Origin of the sequence: Azospirillum sp. RU38E (genome assembly GCF_900188385.1) — a bacterium.
Taxonomy (GTDB): Bacteria; Pseudomonadota; Alphaproteobacteria; order Azospirillales; family Azospirillaceae; genus Niveispirillum.
On record NZ_FZOI01000009.1, the window covers coordinates 103907 to 129442 of the forward strand.

Annotated in this window: 20 protein-coding genes; 9 read left to right on the top strand and 11 right to left on the bottom strand. The window is 64.6% G+C overall.

What is annotated here, in order from left to right:
• Positions 1-114: 114 nt before the first annotated feature.
• Positions 115-1644 (top strand): sigma 54-interacting transcriptional regulator, encoded by a 1530-nt coding sequence (locus CHB97_RS15790; RefSeq protein WP_089288945.1) that lies wholly within the window; start codon positions 115-117, stop codon positions 1642-1644.
• A gap of 180 nt (positions 1645-1824) precedes the next feature.
• Here the strand turns inward: CHB97_RS15790 and CHB97_RS15795 are convergent, their stop codons facing one another.
• The gene (locus tag CHB97_RS15795; protein ID WP_089288946.1) at positions 1825-5013 is read right to left on the bottom strand and encodes an alpha-L-rhamnosidase; all 3189 of its coding nucleotides are present in this window, start codon (positions 5011-5013) and stop codon (positions 1825-1827) included.
• Positions 5014-5129: 116 nt separating this feature from the next.
• The gene (locus CHB97_RS15800; RefSeq protein ID WP_160105908.1) at positions 5130-7355 is read right to left on the bottom strand and encodes a TonB-dependent receptor; all 2226 of its coding nucleotides are present in this window, start codon (positions 7353-7355) and stop codon (positions 5130-5132) included.
• A 567-nt stretch (positions 7356-7922) separates the two neighbouring features.
• On the opposite strand from CHB97_RS15800, the gene CHB97_RS15805 reads away from it, so the two are divergent.
• Positions 7923-8963, top strand: a complete 1041-nt coding sequence (locus tag CHB97_RS15805) for a LacI family DNA-binding transcriptional regulator (RefSeq protein ID WP_089288948.1) — start codon at positions 7923-7925, stop codon at positions 8961-8963.
• A gap of 51 nt (positions 8964-9014) precedes the next feature.
• Here the strand turns inward: CHB97_RS15805 and CHB97_RS15810 are convergent, their stop codons facing one another.
• From CHB97_RS15810 to CHB97_RS15845, 8 genes are all read right to left on the bottom strand, one after another.
• On the bottom strand, positions 9015-9455 hold the full coding sequence (locus CHB97_RS15810; RefSeq protein ID WP_089288949.1) for an Lrp/AsnC family transcriptional regulator: 441 nt from the start codon (positions 9453-9455) through the stop codon (positions 9015-9017).
• Entirely contained in the window at positions 9452-10852 is a 1401-nt protein-coding gene (locus tag CHB97_RS15815) for an FAD-binding oxidoreductase (RefSeq protein WP_089288950.1), read from the bottom strand. The genes CHB97_RS15810 and CHB97_RS15815 overlap by 4 nt, the downstream gene beginning before the upstream one ends.
• A gap of 5 nt (positions 10853-10857) precedes the next feature.
• Positions 10858-11892, bottom strand: coding sequence for a 2-oxoadipate dioxygenase/decarboxylase family protein (locus CHB97_RS15820; protein WP_089288951.1), 1035 nt, complete (start codon positions 11890-11892; stop codon positions 10858-10860).
• Positions 11893-12062: 170 nt separating this feature from the next.
• Positions 12063-13568 carry an aldehyde dehydrogenase family protein gene (locus tag CHB97_RS15825; protein WP_089288952.1) on the bottom strand — a complete coding sequence of 502 codons (1506 nt, stop codon included), beginning with the start codon at positions 13566-13568 and terminating at the stop codon, positions 12063-12065.
• A gap of 251 nt (positions 13569-13819) precedes the next feature.
• On the bottom strand, positions 13820-14890 hold the full coding sequence (locus CHB97_RS15830; RefSeq protein WP_089288953.1) for a saccharopine dehydrogenase family protein: 1071 nt from the start codon (positions 14888-14890) through the stop codon (positions 13820-13822).
• Between the two features lie 151 nt (positions 14891-15041).
• On the bottom strand, positions 15042-15953 hold the full coding sequence (locus CHB97_RS15835) for an SMP-30/gluconolactonase/LRE family protein (RefSeq protein ID WP_089288954.1): 912 nt from the start codon (positions 15951-15953) through the stop codon (positions 15042-15044).
• A 248-nt stretch (positions 15954-16201) separates the two neighbouring features.
• Positions 16202-16843: a 2-dehydro-3-deoxy-6-phosphogalactonate aldolase gene (locus tag CHB97_RS15840; protein WP_244559568.1), complete on the bottom strand. Its 642-nt coding sequence runs from the start codon at positions 16841-16843 to the stop codon at positions 16202-16204.
• 2 nt (positions 16844-16845) lie between these two features.
• Positions 16846-17820 carry a 2-dehydro-3-deoxygalactonokinase gene (locus CHB97_RS15845; RefSeq protein WP_089288955.1) on the bottom strand — a complete coding sequence of 325 codons (975 nt, stop codon included), beginning with the start codon at positions 17818-17820 and terminating at the stop codon, positions 16846-16848.
• Between the two features lie 164 nt (positions 17821-17984).
• Between CHB97_RS15845 and CHB97_RS15850 the strand changes: the two genes are divergently transcribed.
• Positions 17985-18884 (top strand): transporter substrate-binding domain-containing protein, encoded by a 900-nt coding sequence (locus CHB97_RS15850; RefSeq protein ID WP_160105911.1) that lies wholly within the window; start codon positions 17985-17987, stop codon positions 18882-18884.
• Here the strand turns inward: CHB97_RS15850 and bioD are convergent, their stop codons facing one another.
• The gene (gene bioD / locus CHB97_RS15855; RefSeq protein WP_089288957.1) at positions 18885-19577 is read right to left on the bottom strand and encodes a dethiobiotin synthase; all 693 of its coding nucleotides are present in this window, start codon (positions 19575-19577) and stop codon (positions 18885-18887) included.
• A 96-nt stretch (positions 19578-19673) separates the two neighbouring features.
• Between bioD and bioB the strand changes: the two genes are divergently transcribed.
• The 6 genes from bioB (at position 19674) to CHB97_RS27045 (ending at position 25536) form a co-directional block, all read left to right on the top strand.
• Positions 19674-20687: a biotin synthase BioB gene (gene bioB / locus CHB97_RS15860; RefSeq protein WP_089288958.1), complete on the top strand. Its 1014-nt coding sequence runs from the start codon at positions 19674-19676 to the stop codon at positions 20685-20687.
• Complete coding sequence (locus tag CHB97_RS15865) at positions 20684-21958, top strand: adenosylmethionine--8-amino-7-oxononanoate transaminase (protein WP_089288959.1); 1275 nt, start codon at positions 20684-20686, stop codon at positions 21956-21958. The genes bioB and CHB97_RS15865 overlap by 4 nt, the downstream gene beginning before the upstream one ends.
• On the top strand, positions 21955-23136 hold the full coding sequence (locus tag CHB97_RS15870; RefSeq protein ID WP_089288960.1) for an 8-amino-7-oxononanoate synthase: 1182 nt from the start codon (positions 21955-21957) through the stop codon (positions 23134-23136). Before CHB97_RS15865 ends, CHB97_RS15870 begins: the two co-directional genes overlap by 4 nt.
• A gap of 181 nt (positions 23137-23317) precedes the next feature.
• Positions 23318-23956, top strand: coding sequence for a hypothetical protein (locus CHB97_RS25990; RefSeq protein WP_143270954.1), 639 nt, complete (start codon positions 23318-23320; stop codon positions 23954-23956).
• Positions 23950-24720 carry a methyltransferase domain-containing protein gene (locus CHB97_RS15880; protein ID WP_160105913.1) on the top strand — a complete coding sequence of 257 codons (771 nt, stop codon included), beginning with the start codon at positions 23950-23952 and terminating at the stop codon, positions 24718-24720. The genes CHB97_RS25990 and CHB97_RS15880 overlap by 7 nt, the downstream gene beginning before the upstream one ends.
• Before the next feature lie 78 nt (positions 24721-24798).
• Positions 24799-25536, top strand: a complete 738-nt coding sequence (locus CHB97_RS27045) for an energy transducer TonB (protein WP_089288963.1) — start codon at positions 24799-24801, stop codon at positions 25534-25536.

Here is a 25536-nt window from a genome sequence, read left to right on the forward strand (position 1 = left end):
AGCCATCCTCTCTTCACCCCATATATGATTTTATGAAGAAAATTATATTTTATTTTCAACCATATACGTTAGAATGCAAAGTCGCACCGGCCCTGAAGAACCGATGGGGATACAATGTCAGATACATTCCCAAACGATGCGACCGAAATGCCGATGTCCAAGACAAGCACGCATCCCGGTTGGCGTGATGCATCTGTCATGTGTGTGGCCATCGTCTGGCATCCAGAACCTGATCGGATAGGGATGCTTGCGCCGCTGACCGCGGGCAAGGGCGAGGTTTATCGCATCAGTCGCCATGAACCTTCATTTCGAACCGGGAACAATCAGGCACAAACCCCGCTGGCGGATCGGCATGTATCGCGGCAACCGCTGACGATCAGGCGGGTTGCCGCCCGGACCGTGGAAGTCACACGGCCGGACAGCCCGATGGCTGTATCGGTCAATGGCCGGCTGATTGAGCGTGCGACGACCGTCAGCCTTGATGAATTGGGAGAGGACATCATCATTTGCCTCTCCGACCGGATCATCTTGTCCATCTTCGAGACCGTTTTGCCGCTGCAAACCGATGCAGCCCGGCATGGGCTGATCGGCATCAGCAAGGGACTGCAACGGGCATGGGCCACGGTACGGCAGGGGGCGCCCACCCATCTGCCCATGCTATTGACCGGTGCCACCGGCACGGGGAAGGAACTGGTCGCATCCGCGATTCACGCCCTCAGCACCCGATCTGCGCAGAAGTTACATACGGTCAATATGGCGGCGTTATCCCCATCCCTGGCCCATGCAGAGCTGTTCGGGGCAACAGCCGGTGCCTATACCGGTGCCACGGTGGCGCGGATCGGGCTGTTCGCACAGGCCCATGGCGGCACCTTGTTTATGGACGAGATCGGCGACGCTCCGAAAGAGGTGCAGCCGATGCTGCTGCGCGCGCTGGAAAATGGCGAATATCGCCGCCTGGGGGACACCAAGGCGCAGGTTGCCGACGTCCGCATCATTTCGGCAACGGACAGATCTCTGGAGGCGGGTGATTTCAACCAGCCACTGCGGCACCGGCTGCAAGGTGTGGTGGTGCATCTTCCGCCCTTGCGCGATCGTCGTGTCGATATCGGCCTGCTGCTGCGGCACTTCCTGACCCGTCCGGAGACCAACCTTGGGAGCCGTGACCCAGCCACTGTCCCGGCCGGAGAGGTGCTGCCCTTGTTGCTGCATCCATGGCCAGGCAATATCCGTGAACTGGCCGGTGCGGCACGGCAGATGCGGATGGGGATGCCCGTGACCCTGAAACCTGTTGCGGCGCGTGCCGTCAATGAAATGTCGCAAGAGCCTGTCGCGGTGGCACCGTCCCCAACAGCGCGGCGCCACCGGGATCCGGCAACCGTAGACGATGCCGAAATGGTGGGGGCGCTGACAGCCACGGAATGGAACATCAAGGCGGCTGCAATGCTTCTGAATGTTTCCCGCACAAGTCTTTACCGCTTGATGGAAAGATCCCCCAGCCTGAAGGAACCGGGCCTGTTGTCAGCCGACAAGGTAAAAGATGACATGCATCGTCGGACGAATGACGGGCACTCCGCCTGGGCTAGTAAGCTGAAACCGTCGGGAGACAGCCTGCGACGACATCTTCGCCGCAGTGACATGCAATAGATTTTACCCGCAATGTCCGCGCTGCGCCCTTCATGCCCCATGCCCTTTGGTATCAGTTCAGGTGGTGTAGTTTCAGGGGCTGCGTCAGTGTGACCTTCTCCGCACCCAACACCGCCATCCGCGCATCAGCGGATGGCGGCACGATAGGGACCAGCCATCTTTTGCTCCCAAAAAACGAAATCATCTCACCGTGAAGGTCCAGGTGCCGCCGCCAACGATGTGTCGGGCGACACCCTTGGTACCCGACAGCAGACGCGCCCCCTCTGTGGCCACCAACCGCTTGCCATCAGGAACCGGTAGAATGATTTCCGCCTCCGTATTGGCTGGCACGCTTGCTTCCAGCGTCAGGGCACCGCGCGGGTCAAAACGCCATTGTACGCTGATCCGCCCGCGTATGCTGTCATAGTCGACCGAGGCGGACGGGACGCGGGGATCGAACAGCGGCGCGATGCGGAACCGTGCGAACCCCGGCTCCATCTCTTCGATCCCGGCAATACGACGATAAAGGAACCCCACCACAGCCCCCAAGGCATAGTGGTTGAAACTGTTCATGGCGACGTCGCCCGTGTCGCCGTTCCAGCGCTCCCAGATTGTGGTCGCGCCGCGCGCCACCATATAGCCCCAGGACGGGAAATCCGTCCGAAGCAGAAGATCATAGACCAGGGCCCCCTCCCCGACATCCGCCAATGCATCCAGACTGAGGGGAGTGCCCAGAAAACCCGTGGACAGCAAGGTCCCGCGCCGCCGGATATCGGCAGCCAGCAACCGGCCCGCCACTGCCTTTTGCAGATCGGTCAGCAATCCCAGGCGAATGGCCAGAATGTAGGATGTATGGCTGCCATTGCCGACCGTCCCGTCCGCCGCCACGAATTCCCGCCGGAATGCCGCAGCAACATCGGTGGAAAGGCGGCGGAAGCGAGCGGCTTCCTCATTCTTGCCAATCGCTTCCCCCAGATCGGCAATCTGGTCGAGCGAACGTTTCAGCATCGCCGTCGCCACAAGAGCCTTTGGCGTCGTCTCATCCATCGGGTTTTTTGCGTCCAGCGCCAGCCAATCCCCGAAATTAGCCCCCATCACGACGCGCCAGATCAGATCAGGGTTGTCGGCCAGAATACCGTCGATCTGCCGGACCATGCTGTCCCAATGCTCCACCACCAGAGCGGTATCGCCATATCGGCGCCAGCAAATCCAAGGCAACATGATGCCGGCATCCGACCAGCCCGGCGAGGCGCCGGGCGGGGAGTCCACGGTGGGGGCGAAGATGGGATAGGCGCCCTTGAAGGTCTGTGCATCCCGCAGATCGCGCAGCCAGCGCCGGGTAAAGGCCCCAACATCCATGTTGAAGGCCGCCGCATCCCAGAAGACCTGGGCATCGCCCGTCCAGCCCAACCGTTCATCACGCTGGGGACAATCGGTGGGAATGGCCAGGAAATTGGATCGCTGGCTCCACAGCGTGTTCAGCCATAATTGCTGCACCGTCGGGCTGTCGATGCGCAACATCCCGGTTTCCGGCAGGTCGGTGCCGATGACATGGCCCTCCACCGACCATTCAGGACCGGGCAGCCCGGTAATCTCCAGATATCGGAAACCATGAAAGGTGAAGAAAGGCAGATAGGTTTCCCCTGCCGGGTCACCCCGCAGGATATAGGTATCCGTCGCCCGTGCGGCGCGAAGATTGCTTTGGTCCACCATGCCGTCGCTATTCAATATTTCGGCGAAGCGCATGGTCACCGTCGCCCCGCGGGGGCCTTTGACAAACAGCTTGGCTAGGCCGGCAAAGTTCTGACCAAAATCCACCACGGCGCAGCCCGGCCGGGGGGTAGCGATGCTTTTCGGCTTCAGCGTGCGGGTGACCCGGATGGGGGGGCTTACCTGCGACACCAGTTGCCCCAATGGCTTTTCAGCCAGCCAGCATGGCGTCCAGCTTGCGTCATCATAGCCGGGCGCGTCCCAGCCCGGCTGTTCCAGCCGTGCGTCATAAGTCTCGCCATTATAAAGCTCGGACCGCACAATGGGGGACGGTGTCATCCGCCAGCCTGGGCCCGTGGTGACAACCCGAATGGCGCCGTCTGGTTCCTCGATCTCCAACTGTGCCAGCAGGCGGCGGGGTGCCGGGCCAAACGGGTACCGCCCCACTGGCGCCATATAGCTGGCATACCAGCCGTCACCGACCAGCCCGGCAAGCACGTTCGGGCCGGCGCGCAACAGGCCGGTCACATCATAGGTGCGGTAGAGGATGGTCTTGCGGAAATCGGTGCTTTCCGATTGCAGCCTTTCATCGCTGACCGGCCTTCCATTCAGCCGCATATCATGCGCGCCCAGAGCCGCGATATAAAGGCGGGCGCGCCTGGGTGCTGCCGTCAGGTCAAAGCTGTGTCGCAGGGCATGGGCCGCACTGGCCGGCCAGGGGGCATGGGGCTGCGGCTTCTGCAACGCCGGGGCCTCCCATCCCTTGAGCGTCGCCCCGGGCATACGCCAGCCCGGCGTCTCCGCCAGGCTGGTCTGCCACCCCTCAACGATGCGCTTCACGCCACCGCCCGGTTGCGGCAGCCGGAGTTGGGCCGCCACGGAAACCTCCGTGGCGGGGATGAAACTGCGTGGCGGCGTCACACCTGCCGCCAGCACATGCCGCCCTTTGGTAATGGGCAGAATGAAGCGTTCCGCAGGCGGGCCACCGAACGACAGATAGGGATGATCGGAGAGAGTGATCGGCCTGCCATCCAGCGTCACATCATGCAGAAAGCCAGAGCTGAACAATGTCAGCACCATATCGCCATCGGCCGCCGCCTCGAAGGCAAGACGGAAATAACGCTGTTTCCCCTCTGCCGGAACCGGTGCCACAAAGGTGGGCATACCCGCCTCCCGGTCCGCCCGATCCACCGCCGTTTCCACGGCCAGCCAGTCCGCCCGCCAGTCGGCAGGCGCCAGCAGCCCCATCTCCCACCAGGCCGCCTCGCTGGCCGTTGCCTCATTGCCCTGGTCATCCCAGATCGTCACCGTCCACCAGACACGCTGGCGTGAGGACAAGCGGGTCCCGCCGTAGGGGATGCCCGTCGATCGATCAGACGGGACACGGCCGCTGTCCCAACAATCAGCCTGTCCGGCCCGCAACCCCGCCTCTGTGGAGGCGACGCGGATACGATACGCCACCTGGCGGATATTCCGCCGGCTGCCCGATATCTGCCAGGACAAGGCGGGCGTCAGCTCCGCCAAGCCCAAAGGATTGGATAATTGCGCCGCCCGCAGGCCGACGACGGAGAGCCCGCCATGGCGACCGTCGCCGCGGCTGTAACCGCAGCCTGATAGGGTGCCTGCGGTCAGGCCGGCGGCGGATGTGCCCAGGAACAGGCGACGATTGATCAACGGCATCAGCGGCAACTCCGGATCGCGGGGATGGAAATGAAACCGGTCAGCAGCCGGCAGCGGCGGGGGAGAGGGAATTGGCAATGTCCGGCGGCAAGGTAATCAGCATGATCACCCCCGGTTCAGCTGCCGAAGCGGTAACGAAGGGTCAAACCAAGCTCCCGCCCCTTCAGGACACTGCCGACATGGAAGCCCGTGTCCCGACCCACGCTGAACGCCTGCCCGCCTTCTGTATCCTGCTGCTCGTTATCGAACAGGTTCTTGGCATAGGCGGTCAGTTCCCAGCTCTCAGAGGGGGCACGGAAGCCAAGATACAGATCCGCCAATGTCTGGGTCCGCTGCGTCCAGGCCGTCTGGGGGAAGTAGGCTTTGCTTTGGTAGCTGACGAGGCCACGGGCGAAGCCTGTATAGCTGCCCAGCGGGAACTCATAATTACTGCCCAGTGTGGCGGAGAATTTCGGCAACTGGCCTAAGGAGCTGTTGCTCACGCATTGGCTTACATACCGTCCCTGCTGGACGCGTGGCACACCCTCTGCGTCCGGTGTGCCATCGCCATTATAATCGTTACAAGGGAGGGTCGCCTTGTCATAACGGGCGTCGGCATAGGCCAGGGTCAGGTTGACCGACCAGCCATCGGTGATCAGCGCGCGCGCTTCCAGTTCGGCACCCGTGCTGAGCGCATCGCCGTTGAAGGCAGACGACTGGATTGTACAGGCAGCACCCCCCAATGTCCCCTCGTTGGTGGCATAGGCAAGGCCATTGGCGTTGGGGGCGCCCGTACAGGCAGCCAGGAAGAACTGGCCGATATAACCATCAAACTTCTGGTGGAAGACATTGGCATTCAGTTCCAGGCGCCCGTCCAGCCAGTTGCTTTTCAGCCCCAGTTCCGCCGATTGCGATTTCTCGTCATCATAAACGAAATAGTGCGCGGGAACCGGGGCGCCCGTCACATTGTCCGTATAGCCGCCGGGCCGGTAACTGGTGCCATAGCTGGCATAGACCATCAGGTCTGGGCTGAAACGGTGCGTATAGCTGACATTCCCGGTCACGGCGTCATAGCCACGCTGCATGGCACTGGCCTTGATGTCGATATCCGTATAGCGCAGCCCCAGTTCCAGCTTGTCCGCGTCGGAGAGGGCGAAGCGCTGGGTGGTGAACAGGCCGCGGGTCGTGCTGTCGCCAAAGGAAGGCGCGTCAGTGAAGAAGGGCTTCACACTGGTCAGCGTGTCCCGCTGGGAACGCTCATAATAGGCACCGACCATATAGTTCCAGAAGGGGTTGTCCAGGCTTTCAAACCGGACTTCCTGGGTCAGCAGGTCGCTGTCATTCTTGCCGCCGGTGGCGTAGGGGATGGCGACCGGCGCATTGCCCAGATTGATGTTCAGGGCATTGTCGAAACGGCTGTCCTGATAGCCGCCAATGTAGCTGATGGCATGTGAACCCAGATCGTAACGCGCGTTAAGCACCGTCACGGCAAATTCATTTCGCGTACGGTTAGGATTGGGGTCAATGGCCACCCGATCCTTCAGGCGGTAGGTCTGGCCGCCATTCAGGCTGAAGGCACCTGTCCCTTCGGCGGAGCGGTAGAAGCGTTGGTTGCTCTCCAGCCGCTGATGGATCAAGGAAAGTTCCAGCTCCTCCACGGGCCGCCATTCTGCCGTCAGGCGGGCGCTTTTGGTTTCCTGATGCGACCCCTCATCCAGGGTGATGTTTTTCACGCGGTTGCCATCATTCTCATCGTAAACGCCGGCTACCCGCAGCGCGAAAGTCTCCGACACGGGACCGCCCACACCGCCCTGGATATTGGCGACGCCCCCCGTGCCCACGGTTGCCTGAAGGTCGCCTTCCCAGACATCGAAGCCAGGACGGCGCGTGGTGACCAGCACGGAGCCCGATGGCGACGTCCGCCCCCGCAGCGTGCCCTGCGGGCCGCGCAGCACCTCAATCTGTCCCACATCGTAAAGGGAACTGAAGGAGGAGAAAACCGATTGCGGAACCTCATTGAAATAGACATCGACCGTGTTGGTCGCGTTGGAACTGTTGCCATTGGGCATCTTGACGCCGCGCAGGGAAACGGATTGCTCGTCCCCACTGTTACGGCTGAGATTGAGGCCAGGCGTCAGTTGCTTGATATCCTGGAAGGTCAGGATGCTCAGTTCCTGGAGTTGTTCGCCGCCAACCACATTGATCGATTGCGGGACGTCCTGCATACGTTCCTGACGTTTAGTCGCCGTGACAACGATCTCATCCAGCATGGCCGCCTCCTGTGCGACGGCTGTTCCGGCCAGTACCACGCTGCCGGCAACACCAGCCAGCAGACTGCGCTGCAAGAAATTTTTCTTGGACATGTCTCTCTCCCTGTGGCGCTGCCTTTTCCAGGCACGCATTCAGCCTTGACGCAAACCTTGATCGGTCGCGCCGGCTTTGTTCTGGATGTAATATCAAGGGTCATAATTTATGACCCTTGATACGGCGGCGACCGCCGCCGCGCCGCTTGGTAGCGGCGTAGCCAAGCCAGCGGATGCTGGCGCCGGCGATTGAGGGGCACGAAAGCGTGACCATCGGTCAGGATTTCGTGCCGCTGGTACAAGGAACCGATGCGGCTGCGGCTTCACCCCCGCCCGCTCAAAGTCCCTGGTATGTTGGATGTCGAGCCGGTATCAGGAACCGGCGCTTCCTCGTGCCCCGTTGGCCATTCTGTTCTCCCTAAAGGTGCGTCTTACATGTTTATTGCCGGATTTCATTTTCCGGGATACGCATCCACATTTTGGTTTTCCCACAAAATCCGATCCATGGTCAACCCAGAAATGTCCGACGTTGTCATTTATAATTCCTGTTCACGCGACCCGCCCTGTAGGATGGGTCTGACCCCGCCGAAATCCTGGATATAGAGCCCCGAAAAGCAGAATCGCCCGATGAGCAATCCTACCATCCACGATGTTGCGGCCCTGGCGGACGTTTCCATCAAGACAGTGTCCCGCGTCCTGAACGGAGAGGACAAGGTCAAGCCGGCGACCCGCGAGCGGGTGATGGCAGCGGTCCGGCAACTGGGCTATTCGCTGAACCTATCCGCGCGAAGCCTGTCGGGTGCCCGCAACTATATCCTTGGATTGGTTTTCCATGCCGGTGCCGATGAAACGGCCATCGCTCTTCAGCATGAATATGTCAGCGCCATCCAGATCGGTGCCATCAATGCCTGCCGGGCCAACGGCTATCACCTGATGATGGAGCCGCTGGACCTGACCGCGCCGGATTTCGAAACCCGTGCATCGACGCTGCTGAACATGCCGGTCATGGACGGTTTCATCATCATGCCCCCGCTCTGTGACCACCCCGTCATCATCGACATGCTGATCAAGCGTAGCGCCAATTGCGTGCGGATCAGTCCATCGCAGGCGCTGGCGGATCTTCCGCTGCATGTCGGCATTGACGATTACCAGGCCGCATACGACATGACCCGCCATCTACTGGACATGGGGCACCGGCGGATCGGCTTCATTGGCGGGCCTGTGGATCATGCGTCGGCCGCCGACCGCTTTCGTGGATTCAAGAATGTACTGGAGGGGGCGGGCTGCTTTGCAGCGTCCATGGTGCGATATGGCGATTATGGCTGGGATTCCGGCCTTGCGGCCGGCCTGGACCTGCTGACCCTTCCCGAACGCCCGACAGCGATTTTCGCGCTGAACGACATGATGGCCCTGGGTGTCTATAGTGCGGCCCATCGGCTCAATCTCCACATCCCCAACGATGTGTCTGTCGCGGGCATTGACGACACCCCCTCCTCCCGGATCGCCACCCCGCCCCTGACAACGGTTCGACAGCCGATCATGGCCATGGGTTTCGCGGCGACGGAGGCACTGATCAAGGCAAGTGCCGGCGAAACATCATCGATGAAGGTCCTGTTTGCGCATGAACTGATCGAACGGGCTTCCATAGGGAGATGGGTATCATCCTGATATCCGGGATCGACAGTTCCCCTGCCCCTGTATCCGTCAGCGCCTTTGGCTTTACCGCCGGAATTTGTCCGACAGCACCAGGGATGACATGGTGCGCTCCACCCCCGTCACCAGGCCCAGCTGGTCCAGCACCCGGTCGATATCCTGCACCGTGGGGGCGGCCACCACAGCCATCATGTCGTAACTGCCGGAAATGGCGCTGAGCGATTCCACCTCCGCAATGCGCTTCACATCGCCGACGATTCGGGCGATCATTTTCGGGTTGGTGGACAGCAGCACATAGGCGCGGATCAGCCGGGCGGTGGCATAATCGCTGCGCAGCGTATAGCCCTGGATAATGCCCAGCCGTTCCAGCCGGGCAATACGCGCCTGCACGCTGGACCGCGCCAGCCCCAGCTTGCGCGCCAGCGATGCCGTGGGTTCCCGCGCATTGGCGCGCAGCAATTGCAGCAGCGCCAGATCGGTGCTGTCCTGCTCCCCCGTATCGCTCACCAGCGCACCCGCCCCAGCAGCCCGTCGCCATCCAGATGGTTCTGCAGCAACCGGGCCAGCGCCTGCTGGGCCGGGTCGGCATGGATCTGGTGATGGGCCAGATTGACCGGGCCAACCCCATGTTCCCCGCTATAGCTGCCCTCATAGCGGCCCACCAGCAGGTCATAGATGCCGCGCCGCACGCCATCCACCCGGTCGGGTGGATAGTCGGCATCCACCTCTTTGGGGATGACCAAATTGAAATGGTCGCCGCCATCGCCGCGATGGCCGAAACCGCAGATCAGCAGGCCCGGATGGTTGGCCCGCACCCATTCCGTCGCCTCTGCCCGGAATGCGCTCATCTTGCCGCGCGCGAGCGAGATATCCAGCCCGATCACCCGACCAAGGCCGCGCAACCCCTCTGAAATGGCGTGGCGCAGCGCCCATAGCTCCGCCGGCGGGCCGGGAATGGCATCGGCGATCAGGCCGCTTTCATAGCCCTGTTCCAGCACGGCCAGCAGCAGCGCCTCCAGATCCAACTGATCGGCCCCGGTGGTGGACATCAGTTCCACCAGCAAGGTTTCCTCCGGCGGGGGGCCGCCGAACGGGTTGCGCAACTGGGGTCGGTGGTGCAGGGCGGCCTTCAGCGCCGGCCCGCTCATGCTTTCAAAGGCGGAGAGAAACTCCCCCGCCTGCCCATCCAGCAGGGCCTGGATGGGACCGATGGCGTCCAGGTCGCGCGGCACCACCAGGGCCGTCACCGTCTGTTTGGGCAGCGGCTGCAAATCCAGTACGGCGGCGGTGACGATGCCGAAACTGCCGCCCGTGCCGATGAAAAGCTGTTTGAAATCCAGCCCCGTGCTGTTCTTGCGCAGGCCCTTCAGGTCGCCGGCGATGCTGCCATCGGGCAGCACCACCTGCAGCGACAGCACATTGCGCCGTGCATCGCCATAGCGCAGCACCCGCGACCCGCCGGCATTGGTGGAAATCATGCCGCCCACGCTGGGGCTGGCGGAAATATCGATGGGGAACCACAGGCCGTGCGGGGCCAACTTCTCATTCAGCCGGTCCAGATCCCACCCGGCCCCCACGGTGACGGCGCGGTTGGCCACATCCAGATCAAACAGCCCGGTCAGCCGCGACAGTGACAGCACCAATTGTTCGCCCGACCCATCGGGCACCGACGCCCCGACCAGCCCGGTATTGGCCCCCTGCGGCACCAGCCGCACCTTGTGCAGGTGGCACAGGCGCAGGATGGCGGCCACCTGTTCGGCGCTGTCCGGCCGCACCACCGCCAGCGCCCGCCCGCCGCCATAGCGGGCGGCGGTCTGATAGGGGGCCAGATCGCCCGCCTCGCTCAACACATGGCGCGGGCCGACAATGGCGGCCAGGTCGGTGATAAAGGAACCCAGATCCATAAGGCTCAACACTCCGCAGCGGGTCCGGCTTTCTGTGCTGCCGTCATCTTGAAGATGCCCTGCGCGTTGGAACTGTCAAACCGCAAATCCAGGCCGCTGGTACGCGGCCCCGGCGGGGCCACCACGTCGCGGGAAATGAATTCATAGAAGGAACCGGGCACCGTGCGGGTGATGATGGAGCCATCGGCGGCCCGGAAGGGCCGTTCCACCTGGGCCGCCCGGATGGCCGTCTGCCGCACGCTGCCCTGGGCGGAGATTTCCACCTTCTCCTTCATCGGAAACTGGCGCAGCTTCAGCGCTTCGGCATGGGCCAGCACATCGGGCACCCGGTCGGTGGCATGGTTGAACCGGTTGCCCTCCGTGGCGATCCAGCCCATTTCCGCCGAGGCGGCCAGGACGGTTTCATAATCCGCCAGCGCCGGCACCGGATGCTGGCGGTCAAAACAGCCGGCCAGGATGGGCAGCAATTCCACCGCCTCGGCCAGGGCCAGGTTGCGGCGGCTGGCCAGCCGGTCCAGCGCTTGGCGGGCCCAGGGCGTCAGCGGGTCACGGGAATTGCCGAAGATGCGGGATGCCGCCTGTTGCACCGGTTCGGGGAACCGGTCGGGGTGGATTTCACTGACGAAATATTGCGCAATATCTTCGGGGAAATCGCGGTGGGCATAGGCCCGGCCCGTCATGCGCAATTTATCCAGCGGGTAGATGCCGGCGACGGCATAACCCAGCGGTTCCATTATCCGACCGAAGGCGGCGGTGCCGCCGGGCAGGTCGCCCGTTGCCATATCCACCGTGCGCAGCGCGCCATGGTCGAACACCAGCTTGGCGCTTTGTGATTGTTCGGCGACATAACGCGCCCCTTCCGGCACCTCCTCCAGCAGGCGCTGGAACAGCACCATGGATAGGGCCATCGCCAGCACGGCACGCGGTACGTCTGCTCCGTCGCTGGCCAGCAGTTCCGGGCGGATGTCCAACAGCCCCAACAACCGCCCACTGACGGCTTCACCCAGGGCAACGCTGGTCAGGGTGGAAAGGTGGCTCATGGTTGGGGACCTTTCTGGTGGGGGGCTCAGGTGATCAGTTCAGTACTATCTCTACCGTCACCCCGGCGCAGGCCGGGGTCCAGTTTCGTAGATCACAGCGCTTGCGGCCCCTGGACCCCGGCGCAGGCCGGGGTGACGGTAGAGAAAGCAAGAGAGGGAGAGACACCCCCTCACCCAATCTCCGGAAACTCAATCCCCTGTGCCAGGGGCAGCGAGGTGCCGTAATTGATGGCGGAGGTCTGGCGGCGCATATACTGCTTCCAGGCGTCGGAGCCGCTTTCGCGCCCGCCGCCGGTTTCCTTCTCCCCGCCGAAGGCCCCGCCAATTTCCGCCCCGCTGGGCCCCATATTGACATTGGCGATGCCACAGTCAGAGCCATCGGGGGCCAGGAAGCGCTCAGCCTCCAGCAAATCACGGGTGATGATGGAGGAAGACAGGCCCTGCGGCACGTCATTCTGCAACGCCACCGCTTCATCAAAATCGCTGTAGCGCAGAATATAGAGGATGGGGCCGAACGTCTCCTGCTTCACGATCGCCGTCTGGCCCGGCATTTCCACCAATGCCGGATAGGCGTAATATGCATCGGGGAACCTGTCGGCCAGTGCCCGCCCGCCGCCATGCACCACGCCGCCCTGTGCCTTGGCCTGGGCGAGCGCCGCTTCGACCGCGTCAAAGGCGGGTTTGTCGATCAGCGGCCCCATCAGGGTGCCAGCGTCGCGCGGGTCGCCCGGCTGGATGGCGGCAAAGGCGGTTTTCACCGCCGCCACCACCTTGTCATAGCAGTCCGTATGCACGATCAGCCGGCGCAGGCTGGTGCAGCGCTGGCCCGCCGTGCCGACAGCGGCAAACAGGATGGCCCGCACCGCCAGCTTCAGATCAGCCGAGGGGGTGACGATCATGGCATTGTTGCCGCCCAATTCCAGAATCGAGCGACCAAAGCGCCCCGCCACAACGGGAGCGACTTCGCGCCCCATGCGGGTGGAGCCGGTGGCGCTGACCAGCGGGATGCGCGGATCGGCGGCCAATCTTTCCCCCACATCCTTAAAGCCGAACAGCAGTTCCGACAGGCCCGCCGGCGCATCGCCGAAGCGGGCCACGACCTTCTCGAACAATTTCTGGGTGGCCAGGGCGGTCAGCGGCGTCTTTTCCGACGGTTTCCAGATCACCGGATCGCCAGCGACCAGCGCCAGCGCCGCGTTCCAGGCCCAGACGGCGACGGGGAAATTGAACGCCGTGATGATGGCGACCGGCCCCAGCGGCTGCCACGTCTCCACCATCCGGTGACGCGGCCGTTCAGAGGCGATGGTCAGCCCGTGCAGCTGGCGCGACAGGCCGACGGCGAAGTCGCAGATGTCGATCATCTCCTGCACTTCGCCCAGCCCTTCCTGGACGATCTTGCCGGCCTCCAGCGTCACCAGCGCCCCCAGGTCGGGCTTATGTTCCCGCAGCACCTCGCCGAACAGGCGCACCAGCTCACCACGCCTTGGGGCGGGAACGGTGCGCCATGTCTTGAAGGCAGCAGCGGAACGGGCAATGGCGGCTTCCACCTGCTGCGGGCTGTGGGCTTTCACCGCCCCGATGATGGCGCCATCAATAGGGGAGCGGGAGAGGATGTCGCCATCGGTGACAAGGCCGGTAAGGCCAAGCCGGCTCAGCAGGGCGGAAAGGTCGGACATGGGGCAGGCCTCCGGTATGTATATGGATTGTTTTTGGGTGCGTTTTACAAGAATGGGCGTGGTGCGTCAGCGTAAGGCTATGTGCGTATCCAGTATCTCAACAGTGCTTTCCCCGCGAAAGCGGGGGTCCAGGGTCACAGGAACAACGCTTCAGTGCCCTTGGCCCCTGGACCCCCGCTTCCGCGGGGGAGGCAGGGGGTCTGCTACAGCGGACGATTGGATCAAGACTGAACGCAAAGCCTCCCCCCCCCTCACGCATAAACCTTGCCGAACCGGTTAGCCAGGAACCGGTCCAGCTTCATCTCCTCCTGCCGGACGAAGCCCTTGGCCGGCAGGTGGCCTTGGGCCTGCAGGTCCAGCATGGCGCAGATGCCGGCCGCCGTGCTCATCTGGATGGCGGAGAGGAAATGGCCGTCCACCTCCTCGCCATGAATATGGCGCACGATGCTTTCCTGTTCCAGCCGGCCATGGCGCTTGCCGGAAACGGTGCAGAAGACCAGCACCACATCCTGCATGGTGATGGGCAGTGCCTCTTCCAGCACTTCCTTCAACAGGTCGCGCCGGCGGGCCAGCCGCAAATCCTCCACCAGCAGCTTGATCAGGGCGCAATGGCCCGGATAGCGGATGGATTTATAGGTCAGGTTCTCCACCCGCCCCGCCAGGGTTTCCACCAGCGATCCCAGCCCGCCCGAGGTATTGAACGCCTCATAGGTCACCCCTTCCAGGGCGAATTCTTCCAAATCTTCCAGCGGCGGCAGTTCCACCTTATGGCCGTCCTGCACCGCCTCGCACGGGTTCAGATATTCGTTGATCAACCCGTCGGTGGACCAGGTGAGGTTATATTTCAAGGCATTGGTGGGATAGCGCGGCAAGGCGCCGACGCGCAGCTGCACGTCGCGCAAACTGTCAAACCCTTCGGCCAGCCCATGGGCGGCGATGGAGACAAAGCCCGGTGCCAGCCCGCATTGCGGCACAAAGGCGCTGTTGGCCTTGGCCGCCACTTCCTTCACCACGCGGGTGGAGGCGACATCTTCCGTCAGGTCGAAATAATGGATGCCGGCGTCAAAGGCGCCATAGGCAATGGTGGAGGTGGCATGGAACGGCAGGGCATTCAGCACCGCATAGCGGCCCGCCATGGCGCGGCGCAAGGCCGGGCCGTCATGAATGTCCAGTTCCAACGTCTCCACCCCCAGATCGATGAAGCGCTTCAGGGCGGCGGCACTATGGTCGGCCACCGTCACCTTGTAATCGCCGCTGCGGCGTAGCAGCAATGTGATGGCAAGGCCGATCTTACCCGCACCCAGCAACAGGATGTTCTTCATAACGCCCTCACCTATCTGGATTATTTTCATCCATGGTCAGGGCTGGAGCGACCGGCGGGAAGCCGGCGAAGTGACGGAAAGACGGATAAGTATCGGCGGATTGACGGTTTGGCCGGCGAATTGCCAAACCGTCAATCCAACAGATTCCCCATCAGGCGGGCAGGCTGGGGAAACCGGGCTTCGGGGTGAAGCGGCGTTCCAGCCGGCCGCGATGGCCAGTGCGGTAGACCAGCAGATTGCCGGCCTGCGGCTGGCCGGCCAATGCCTCCTCTGACAGATCGACGGAAGCCGTCGTCACCAGCAGCAGGTCCAGATCCTGGCCGCCAAAGGCAACACAGGTGGGCTGAGAGGCCGGCACCGGCAGGATCAGGTCAATTTCCCCATCCGGGCGGAAGCGGACAATGCGGGAAGCACCCCATTGCGCACTCCAGAGATAACCGTCGGCATCCACTGTCGCCCCATCGGGCGAGGCCCCATCAGGCGTGCGGGCAAAGGGGCGACGGTTGGCCGGCAGCCCCGTCGTGGCATCCACATCATAGGCATACATTTCGCCGGGAATGCTGTCGGCGAAATACATGGTGGCGCCATCCGGGCTCCAGCAGGTGCCATTGGAAATGTGGAAGCCGCCTTCATGCCGGGTCACCGTGCCATCACCGGCCAGGGTGAACTGGCTGCCCAAGTTGGCAGCACCGGCCTTGGCCGCATCTTCCACCATGGTACCGGCCCAGAACAGGCCGTTGGGGCCGACGCGCCCGTCATTGAAGCGGATGCCGCAGCCCTGTTCCAGCAACTGGTCGATCCAGTGCAGCCGGCCGCTGGGCGGATCGAACAGGGCAAACCCCTGCTCAAAGGCGCAGACCAGCGCATCCATCCCCTCCACCAGCCCGAAGGAGCCGAGGCGCTGCGGCGTGGGGAAGGTTTCCAGCGCGCCGCCGGGCGTCCAGCGATGCATCCGGCGACCGACAATATCGGTCCACCAGACAACACCCTTACGGTCATCCCACAGCACCCCCTCGCCCAGCGCGTCCCGCGTGGCGACGATGTCAATCGGTTCGGTCGTCATGGTTTCCCCCTGATTCAGAATTTGCTTGAGAGCGGCGCCGGGATGGATGTGGGCGCTCAGTTAACCTCTTGCAACGGCGTGCTTTCCCCGCGGAAGCGGGGATCCAGGGGCCACCTGTACCCACGCTTCAGCGCCCTTGGCCCCTGGACCCCCGCTTACGCGGGGGAGGCAGGGAAGGTGCGAGGCCCTATCCTAGCGCCCTTGCGGGAAAGCCGGGATGACGGAAAGACACAGGACCAGCCCACCGCTCACCCCTTGGCGCAAGCCGCCACCAGGGCGGCGGCGCGGCGGTCGATTTCGGCCAGATCGCGGCCGGGCTGGTAAATCTCCGACCCGATGCCGAAGCCGACGGCACCGGCATTGCGCCAGGACTCCATCTCCGCCGCCCCCACGCCACCGACGGCATAGACACCGACATCGCGCGGCAGCACGGCCTTGATGGCCTTCAGATGGCCCGTCCCCACCGTGGCAGCGGGGAACAGTTTGATATGGCGGGCACCAGCACCGATGGCAGCAAAGGCCTCCGTCGGGGTCATGAAGCCGGGGAAAGGCACCAGCCCCCGTTCCACTGCGCGGCGGATCACCGACACATCGCTGTTGGGGGTAACGATCAGCCGGCCGCTGGCATCGGCCACCCGGTCCACATCCGCCGGGGTCAGCACCGTGCCGGCGCCATGCAGGCACTGGTCGCCCAGCGCTTCGCCCAGGCGGCGGATGCTTTCAAACGGCTCGGGGGAGTTCAGCGGCACCTCAATCACGCGGATGCCATGGCCGATCAGCACGCGGGAAACGTCCAGCACCTCATCCGGCTTCACCCCGCGCAGGATGGCCACCAGCGGCACGGCAGACAGATAATCGTTCAGCAGGTCGGCAGCTTTCTTTTCCATCATCCTCACCATTGGGTCCGTTCCATCACGGCGGCCAGTCCCGCCAACACGCAATCCCCGCCATCCAGCCGCCGGCTGGGCACAGCCAGCAGCGACAGCGCCTCGGCATAGAGCCCCGTCAGGGCCGGTTCACCCACCAGCACGACGGTGGCGGCCCGCTGGCCGCCATAGGCCGGGAACAGGCTGATCGCCTGGGCCACATCGGCGCCGATGATCAGGCCGGACAGGAAGCTGCCGGCCAGGGCCGGATCCAACTGGCCGCGCATCTGGCGGGCGCGGGTTTCAAACAGCCGGTGCAGGATCGCCCCGCCGGAGGCCACACCGCGTTCCGCCCCCTGGCGGAAGGTGGCGGCATCGGTGGGGGCCTTGCGGTGCGGCGGCGGCACCAGCACCGACCCGCCATTCAGCAGGGCGAACAGCTCCCCGGACAGGGCGGTCTGAAAGGTTTCCACCACCCCATCCTTCACCAAAGCCCATTTGGCATGGGTGCCGGGCAGGCAGATCAGGTGCCGGCCCTGGCGCAGTTCCGGGTGAAGCGCCAGCAGGCCGATCAGTTGGGTTTCCTCCCCCCGCATCACATCGGGCGCGCCGGCGGGGTTGACACAGGCCAGCCCTGGCACGATGCGCACGCCGGGCCGCACCTCCAGCAGGGCCGATCCCAGCGCCTCCGCCCCCGCCGGGCATTCCAGATAGGGGGTCTGCACCCAGCCGATGGAGGAACCAACCATGCCGGCCAGCAGCACCGGCAGGCTGCCATGCTGGGTCACCCAGGGGCGGGTCAGCTCATCCAGCAATTCCCCCGCCTTGCCGCCCGCCGTGGCGATACCGGGCCCATCCACCCGCGCCTGCACACCCGCAGGGCCATTCAAGTAAAGGCGCAGGTTGCTGGTACCCCAGTCACCGGCGATGTAAAGCCTTGTCATCTCGCCATTCCCATCCCAGCGCATCCGCCCTTGGCCGGGCGACGCATTATCTCTCATTTATATGATAATTTTCCCCCTGCCAAGGGTGGGGTGGTGTGAGGTTCACAACGTCGCCACCCCATACAAAAGCATAGACCCTATCAAGTTGATATTATTGGAGGCTGCAATTCGCCGCCCCGTCGGCTAGGATGATGAAAACAAGCAAAAGCGGAGGGTCCGCGATGCGGGCGGCCTTTAACCGGCTTCTGGCAGGGGTCTGGCTGATGGCGCTGCTGGCAGGGGTGGCCAGCGCACAGGCACCGGTGGAATACCGGATCGAATATAATGGCTCTGCCGCCGGGCAGAATGTCCGCTCCTATTACCGCGACCTGATCGAACTGGTGCTGGCGCGCACCCAGGCCCGCTTTGGACCGGCGCGCCTTGTGGATGTGCCGGGATCCAGCCCGCAGGGGCGGCTGCTGGCCATGCTGGAACATGGCAAGCTGGATGTGCTGTGGACCGCCACCAGCCGGCAGCGCGAAAGCCAGGCCCTGCCCATCCGCATTCCGCTGGACATGGGCCTGACCGGCCAGCGGGCGCTGGTGATCCGCAAGCAGGATGTCGCCCGCTTTGATGTCATCCGCGATTTAAATGATTTGCGGCGGTTCAAGGCCTGCCAGGGCGCCTATTGGCCGGATAATGACATTCTGCGCGCCGGCGGCCTGCGCGTGGCCGAATACGACTGGATCGATCTGGCCTATCCGGCCATGCGCACGCACGAGTGCGACTATCTGCCCCGCGCGGTGAATGAGATTGATGGGGAGGTGGCGACACTCGGCGGTGATGATTTGGTGGTTTATGACCGGCTGGTCATCGCCTATCCCATGCCGATGTATCTGTTTGTGTCCAGCCGTAACACGGCGCTGGCCGCGCGGCTGCAGGCCGGGCTGGAAGGGCTGGTGGCGGATGGCGGATTGCGCCGCTTCATGGCGGGCCATCCGGCCACAGCCCCGGTTTTCCGGCCCAATCGCTTTCAGGGGGTGCGGGTGCTGCGGCTGGATAACCCGGACCTGCCGGCCGACACACCCCTGGCGGATCACCGGCTCTGGCTGGACCTGACGGCCCTGTCCCCGCCGGCCTGATCAGCCTTGCAGCAGCCGATCCGCCAGCCGGCCCAGCACCGGGGCGGGCGCGGCCCCCGCCGGCTGGCGGGGCAGGTTGAAACAGGGAATGGCGGGGAAATGCCGGGCCACGGCCTGTTCCACCGCACCGAGGGTCACCGTGGCCCCCGGCGTTTCGCTGGCCACCAGCCCCGCCACCCTTTGCCCCCGGTCGGCCAGCACGGTCAGCGCCGTCAGCGTATGGCTGATGCTGCCCAGATAGGAGCCGGCGACCAGCAGCACCGGCAATTCCAGGGCACGCAGCCAGTCCAGCACGGTGCGATCATCATCGACCGGCGCCATCAGGCCGCCCACCCCTTCCACCAGCAGGGGCGCTGTCGGGCTGGCGGCGGCGATGCGGGTGCGGCAGGCGGTGAGCAGCTCGGCATAATCCACCGCCTTGCCCTCCAAAGCTGCCGCCATATTGGGGGCCAGCGGCGCGCGGAATCGCCAGGGGGAAATGGCATCCAGCGTCGCCGGGGTGACATCCTGCCCCATGGCCGCCAGCAGGGCGGCCGGGTCGCTGCCGGCGGGATCCGCATCATCAATGCCGCTGACCAGCGGCTTGAATGCCTGTGCCATCAACCCTTTGGCCCGCCAATGGCGGATCAGCCCGGCGGAAACGAAGGTTTTGCCGATATCGGTGCCGGTGGCGGTAACGAAAAAGGCGGGCATGACCCCATACTCCCGAAGGCATTCTTTGCTTGACCGGATATGCACTTGTCGCCAGTCATGTGGCAATGATTTGACATTCGCCAATGAGGAACAGCAATGCCGGATAATGTCGTGATGGAGGGAACCCTGGCCCAGGCCGCCACAGCCCCCGCCGCCATCCGCAATGACTGGACACGGGAACAGGTGGCCGACCTGTTCGCCATGCCCTTCATGGACCTGCTGTTCAAGGCGCAGAGCCTGCACCGGCAATATTTCGATGCCAATGAGGTGCAGATCTCCACCCTGCTGTCGATCAAGACCGGCGGCTGCCCGGAAGATTGCGGCTATTGCCCGCAGAGCGCCAGCTTCGATACCGGCCTGAAGGCGTCCAAGCTGATGGAAGTGGAGAAGGTGCTGGAAGAAGCCCGCGCCGCCAAGGAGCGTGGGGCCAGCCGTTTCTGCATGGGGGCCGCCTGGCGCTCGCCCAAGGATCGCGACCTGGATACGGTTTGCGCCATGATTGAGGGCGTGAAGTCGCTGGGCATGGAAAGCTGCGTCACCCTGGGCATGTTGCGCCCGGAACAGGCATCGCGGCTGAAGGATGCGGGGTTGGATTATTATAATCACAACCTCGACACCTCGCCGGAGCATTACAACAACATCATCACCACAAGGACATATCAGGAGCGGCTGGATACGCTGGAAAATGTCCGCAATGCCGGCATCAATGTCTGCTGCGGCGGCATTCTGGGCCTGGGCGAGGACCGGGAAGACCGGGTGGGCCTGATCCAGACCCTGGCCAGCCTGCCCAAGCACCCGGAAAGCGTGCCGATCAACCTGCTGGTCAAGGTCAAGGGCACCTCCCTGGACAAGGCCGAGGAAGTCGACCCGATTGAATTCGTGCGCACCATTGCGGTTGCCCGCATCACCATGCCGTCCAGCGCCGTCCGCCTGTCGGCCGGGCGGGAGGATATGAGCGATGAGATGCAGGCGCTCTGCTTCCTGGCCGGTGCCAATTCCATCTTCTATGGCGAGCGGCTGCTGACCACAGTGAACCCGGCGCAGGAACGCGACATGAAGCTGTTCGACCGGCTGGGTCTGCGCCCGATGCAGGTGGAAGTGCGCGAATGAGCGATGCGCCCGGCTGGCTGACGGAAGGGTTGGGGCATATCTGGTTGCCCTATACCCAGATGCGCACAGCCGGCCCACCCCTGCCCGTCACCGCCACCCATGGCACGCGCCTGCGGCTGGCGGACGGGCGGGAACTGGTGGATGGCATTGCCTCCTGGTGGACGGCCTGCCACGGCTATAACCACCCGCATCTGCTGGCGGCGCTTCAGGCCCAGGCCGAGGCCATGCCGCATGTCATGTTCGGCGGGTTGGGGCATGAGCCTGCTTACCGGCTGGCCACACGGCTGGCGGGGCTGCTGCCGGGTGATCTGACGCGGGTGTTCCTGGCGGAATCCGGTTCGGTATCGGTGGAAGTCGCCATGAAAATGGCGGTGCAGTACTGGCTGAACAAGGGGGAGCGGGGGCGCCACAAGATCCTGGCCTTCACCGGCGGCTATCACGGCGACACCATCGCCACCATGGCCGTCTGCGACCCGGAAGAAGGGATGCACGCCAAGTTCCGCGGCCTGCTGCCCGAACATCCCGTACTGCCCCTGCCCCGCGACGCGGAAAGCCTGGAGACGCTGGACCAGTTCCTGGCCCAGCAGGGCCACCGTATCGCCGCCATGCTGGTGGAACCGCTGGTGCAGGGGGCCGGCGGGATGCTGTTCCATGATTCGGCCGTGCTGCGGCGGCTGCGGGAACTGGCCGACCGGCACGGCATCCTGCTGATTTTCGATGAGATTTTTACGGGGTTTGGCCGCACGGGAACGATGTTCGCGTGCGAGGCGGCCGGCGTGGTGCCGGATATTGTCACCCTGTCCAAGGCGCTGACCGGCGGTGTTCTGCCCCTGTCCGCCGCCATTGCCAGCGCGCGGGTGTTCGATGCCTTCTGGTCGGAAGAGCCCAGCGCCGCCCTGATGCATGGCCCCACCTATATGGGCCATGCGCTGGCCTGCGCGGTGGCCAATGCCTCGCTGGACCTGTTCGAGACGGAACCGCGCCTGCAACAGGTGGAAGCCATTTCCACCGCCTTGCGCCGGGGGCTGGAACCCTGCCGTGACATGCCGGCGGTGGCCGATGTGCGCGTGCTGGGCGCCATCGGCGTGGTGGAACTGAAACAGGCCCCGGCGGACCTGCGCGGGTTGAAGGAAAAGCTGGTGGAACAGGGGGTGTGGATAAGGCCTTTTGGCCGCATCCTCTACCTGACGCCTGCCTTCACCATCGGGGAGGATGATCTGGAACGGCTGATGGCCGCCATCCGCACCGTCACGGCAGGTTTGCCGGGATGAAGGGCCTGTTGGATGAACGGGCCGCCAGCGCCCTGGCCGGCCTGTCCGCCGCCAGCCGCCGCCGTACTTTGCGGCCGCTGGTGCGGGACGGGGTGCGGCTGCAATTGCCGAATGGGCGCTGGCTGATTGACGCGGCATCGAATGATTATCTGGGGCTGGCGCACGATCCCCGCGTGGCCGCCCGCACCGCCGATTATGCCGCCCGCTATGGGGCGGGGTCGGCAGCGTCCCGGCTGGTGGCCGGCACGCTGGCCATCCACCGCGATGTGGAGGAAAAGCTGGCGGCTTTTCTGGGCGTGGAGGCGGTGCTGCTGCTGGGCACCGGCTTTCAGGCCAATGCCACGCTGCTGCCGGCGCTGGCGGAACTGCTGGGGCCGGGGACGGAGCTGCTGGTGGACCGGCTGGCCCATGCCAGCCTGATCCAGGGTAGTTTCGCTGCCGGATTGAAAGCCAAGCGTTTCCGCCATAATGACCTGTCGCATCTGGAAAGTTTGTTGCGGGAACGAAACGGGGCAGCCCCGCCGTTGGTGGTGACGGAATCCGTCTTCTCCATGGATGGTGACCGCTGCGACCTGCCGGCCCTGCTGGATTTGTGCGACCGGTTCGGCGCCCCGCTTTACCTGGACGAGGCCCATGCCGTGGGCGTGCTGGGGCCAGGTGGGCGCGGGCTGTCGGCGGGCTTACCGGGCCGGGTCGCCATCACCATGGGCACGTTCGGCAAGGCGTTCGGCGGGTTCGGCGCCTATGTCGCCGGCTCGCGCCACTTGATTGATTACCTGATCAACCGCTGTGGCGGTTTCATCTATACCACCGCTCTGCCGCCCGCCGTGCTGGGGGCACTGGATGCGGCCCTGGACCTGATGCCAACGCTGGAGGGCGCGCGGGTTCGGCTGGCCCGGATGGGCGAACAGGTGCGCGCCGCAGTCCGCGCCGCCGGCTATGATGTGCTGGACAGCAGCACCCAGATCATTCCCCTGGTGGCCGGCGACGATGCGGCGGCACTGGAATTGGCGACAAAGCTGGAACAGGCGGGATATCTGGTGGTGGCCATCCGCCCGCCCACCGTGCCACCCTGCACCGCCCGCCTGCGTATCAGCCTGTCCAGCGCCCTGTCGGATGCCGACATTGCCGGCCTGCTGGCCGCCATCGCCGCCCTGCCCAGGGGACCGCTGGGATGAATAATGGCAAGGGGATGGGGCATGTGGGGCGCAAAGGCTTCCACCTCTCTACCGTCACCCCGGCGCAGGCCGGGGTCCAGATTCGTAGAGCGAGGCGCCTGTGGCCCCTGGACCCCGGCCTGCGCCGGGGTGACGGTCAAGGTGGGGGAGCCCGATGGAAAATGGCAGTGGAGCCGTACCGGTGAGCAACCCCCTTTTCCTGCTGGCCCATGGCTGGGCTGGGGCCCCCGGCATCTGGACGGCTTTGGTGGGCCATCTGCAGGATGCCGGCATTCCGGCAGAGGATATCCGGCACTGGGATCAGGGCTATTTCGGCGCGGCCGATGAACCCGTGCTGCCCCCCGGCCGGCCCGTCATCGGCATCGGTCATTCGCTGGGGGTGGCCCTGTTGCTGGGGCGGGGTGGGTTGGCGGGGTTGCTGGCAATCAATGGCTTCAGCCGCTTCACGGCCCAGGCGGATTTCCCCGCCGGCACCCCGCCCCGCCTGCTGGCGCAGATGCGCCGCCGCTTTGCCGCCGATCCCGCCGCCGTGCTGGCGGATTTCACCGCCCGCGCCGGCCTGCCCCTGCCCAGCGGGGCGGCGGACAACGACCGGCTGGGCCAGGGGCTGCAATGGCTGGCGGAGATCGACCACCGCGCAGCCCCCCTGCCCCCGCTTTTCCATGCGCTGGCCGGGCTGGATGACCCAATTGTCACACAAGCGCATAGCGAAGCTTGCTTCCCCAACCGGGTGGAATGGCTGCCGGGCGGGCACGCCCTGCCCCTGACGGCGGCACGGGCCTGTGCTGCCGCTGCCCTGAATTTCGCCGCTTCATGCTGAGCCCGGCCGACAAGCGCGCCGTGGCGCGGCAGTTTGGCCGCGCCGCCGCCTCCTATGACGCCAATGCCCGTATCCAGGCCCAGGTGGCGGGAGAGCTGGCGGCGCTGTTGCCCGGCCTGGACCTGCCCGCCGGGGCGCGGGTGCTGGAAATTGGCTGCGGTACCGGGCTGCTGACGCGCCGGGCCTTGCCACTGTTGCCCGATATCGGCCAATGGCTGGCCAGCGACCTTTCCCCCGCCATGGCCACCCGTTGCCGCATCGCCTGCGGCGATGATCTGCGCCTGCGCTTCGCCGCCATGGATGGGGAGGCCCCGGCCGTGGCCCCCGGCAGCGTCGATCTGGTCTGTTCCAGCCTGGCTCTGCAATGGTTCGCCGATCCGGCGGCTTCCTTGGCGACCTGGCGCCGGCTGCTGCGCCCCGGCGGGCGGCTGCTGGTGGCCACGCTAGCCGATGGCACCTTCCGGGAATGGCAGGCCGCCCTGACGGCGGCGGGGGCCGGGCCGGTGGGGCTTTCCTATCCGTCATTGTCCGCCATGCGCGGTTGGCTGCCCGGCCTTACCGTCAGCAGCCGGGCGCTGGTGGAAACCCATCCCGATTCGCGGCATTTCCTGCTGGGCTTGCGCGATATCGGCGCCGGTTTTGCTGCCCGCCGGCTGGATGCGGTCCGGTTACGCCGGGCCATGCGGGCGCTGGAAGCGGCGGGACCGGTGCAGATCACCTACCAGCTGGCCATTCTGCGGGCAGCGACGGAATGCCACCCATGAGCGGGGCAGACTAAACAGCCGCTTCGTGTCATGATACTAAGAGTAATTATTAGTGACTCTTGGTTTGGGGGCGGAATAATGGCGGATCAGACGATGGCGGGGTTCTATTTCCCCGACAGTTCGCCAACGCATGGATCGGGGGCTGCCCGGCTGTCGGCCGGGCCGCTTTCCTCGCGGATGTTTTCCGTCGCCTGTGTGGTGGCCCTGCATCTAGCGGTGGGCAGCCTGATCGTCATGCAGCACCGGGAAGTGCCGTTCCTGCCGGAAGAGCCCCTGCATGTCTCCCTGGTGGAGGAGGTGGTTGAGCCGCCCCCCCCCCCCCCCCCGCCGCCACCGCCCACCCTGCAGATGACGCCGCCACCGGCCCCGCAACTGGCCATGCCCGTGATTCCGGTCCCGGTGGTGGTGCCCCCCAATGCCCGCCCCATGGCCGCCACCCCGCAGCCGCCGGTGGAAACGGTACAGGGGCCGCCGGTGCCGCCGCCCCCGCCCGTGAAGACCGTCGCCGGCCCGCCGCCGGATTATGCCGCCACCCTGGTGATGACCTTGCAGCGGGCCAAGCAATATCCGCTGGCCGCCCGCAAGCAGCGTCAGGAAGGGGTGGCCTTTGTCCGTTTCGTGATGAACCGGGCCGGCAATATCCTGAGCGTCAAGCTGGAACGCTCCAGCGGCTTCCCGCTGCTGGATGAGGAGGCGGTGGCCTTGTTCGGCCGCGTCAGTGCCCTGCCGCCCCTGCCGGCGGAATTGCCCGACCCGATGGAAATGGTCATTCCCATCGATTTCAGCATCTCCCAGGGTGGCCGGCACCGCCACTGA

Excerpts from the sequence above, each read along its gene's own strand:
- CHB97_RS15790 (WP_089288945.1), top strand. The coding sequence starts at position 115 with ATGTCAGATACATTCCCAAACGATGCGACCGAAATGCCGATGTCCAAG.
- CHB97_RS15795 (WP_089288946.1), bottom strand. The coding sequence starts at position 5,013 with ATGCCGTTGATCAATCGTCGCCTGTTCCTGGGCACATCCGCCGCCGGC.
- CHB97_RS15800 (WP_160105908.1), bottom strand. The coding sequence starts at position 7,355 with ATGTCCAAGAAAAATTTCTTGCAGCGCAGTCTGCTGGCTGGTGTTGCC.
- CHB97_RS15805 (WP_089288948.1), top strand. The coding sequence starts at position 7,923 with ATGAGCAATCCTACCATCCACGATGTTGCGGCCCTGGCGGACGTTTCC.
- CHB97_RS15815 (WP_089288950.1), bottom strand. The coding sequence starts at position 10,852 with ATGGATCTGGGTTCCTTTATCACCGACCTGGCCGCCATTGTCGGCCCG.
- CHB97_RS15820 (WP_089288951.1), bottom strand. The coding sequence starts at position 11,892 with ATGAGCCACCTTTCCACCCTGACCAGCGTTGCCCTGGGTGAAGCCGTC.
- CHB97_RS15825 (WP_089288952.1), bottom strand. The coding sequence starts at position 13,568 with ATGTCCGACCTTTCCGCCCTGCTGAGCCGGCTTGGCCTTACCGGCCTT.
- CHB97_RS15830 (WP_089288953.1), bottom strand. The coding sequence starts at position 14,890 with ATGAAGAACATCCTGTTGCTGGGTGCGGGTAAGATCGGCCTTGCCATC.
- CHB97_RS15835 (WP_089288954.1), bottom strand. The coding sequence starts at position 15,953 with ATGACGACCGAACCGATTGACATCGTCGCCACGCGGGACGCGCTGGGC.
- CHB97_RS15840 (WP_244559568.1), bottom strand. The coding sequence starts at position 16,843 with ATGATGGAAAAGAAAGCTGCCGACCTGCTGAACGATTATCTGTCTGCC.
- CHB97_RS15845 (WP_089288955.1), bottom strand. The coding sequence starts at position 17,820 with ATGAGAGATAATGCGTCGCCCGGCCAAGGGCGGATGCGCTGGGATGGG.
- CHB97_RS15850 (WP_160105911.1), top strand. The coding sequence starts at position 17,985 with ATGCGGGCGGCCTTTAACCGGCTTCTGGCAGGGGTCTGGCTGATGGCG.
- bioD (WP_089288957.1), bottom strand. The coding sequence starts at position 19,577 with ATGCCCGCCTTTTTCGTTACCGCCACCGGCACCGATATCGGCAAAACC.
- bioB (WP_089288958.1), top strand. The coding sequence starts at position 19,674 with ATGCCGGATAATGTCGTGATGGAGGGAACCCTGGCCCAGGCCGCCACA.
- CHB97_RS15865 (WP_089288959.1), top strand. The coding sequence starts at position 20,684 with ATGAGCGATGCGCCCGGCTGGCTGACGGAAGGGTTGGGGCATATCTGG.
- CHB97_RS15870 (WP_089288960.1), top strand. The coding sequence starts at position 21,955 with ATGAAGGGCCTGTTGGATGAACGGGCCGCCAGCGCCCTGGCCGGCCTG.
- CHB97_RS15880 (WP_160105913.1), top strand. The coding sequence starts at position 23,950 with ATGCTGAGCCCGGCCGACAAGCGCGCCGTGGCGCGGCAGTTTGGCCGC.
- CHB97_RS27045 (WP_089288963.1), top strand. The coding sequence starts at position 24,799 with ATGGCGGATCAGACGATGGCGGGGTTCTATTTCCCCGACAGTTCGCCA.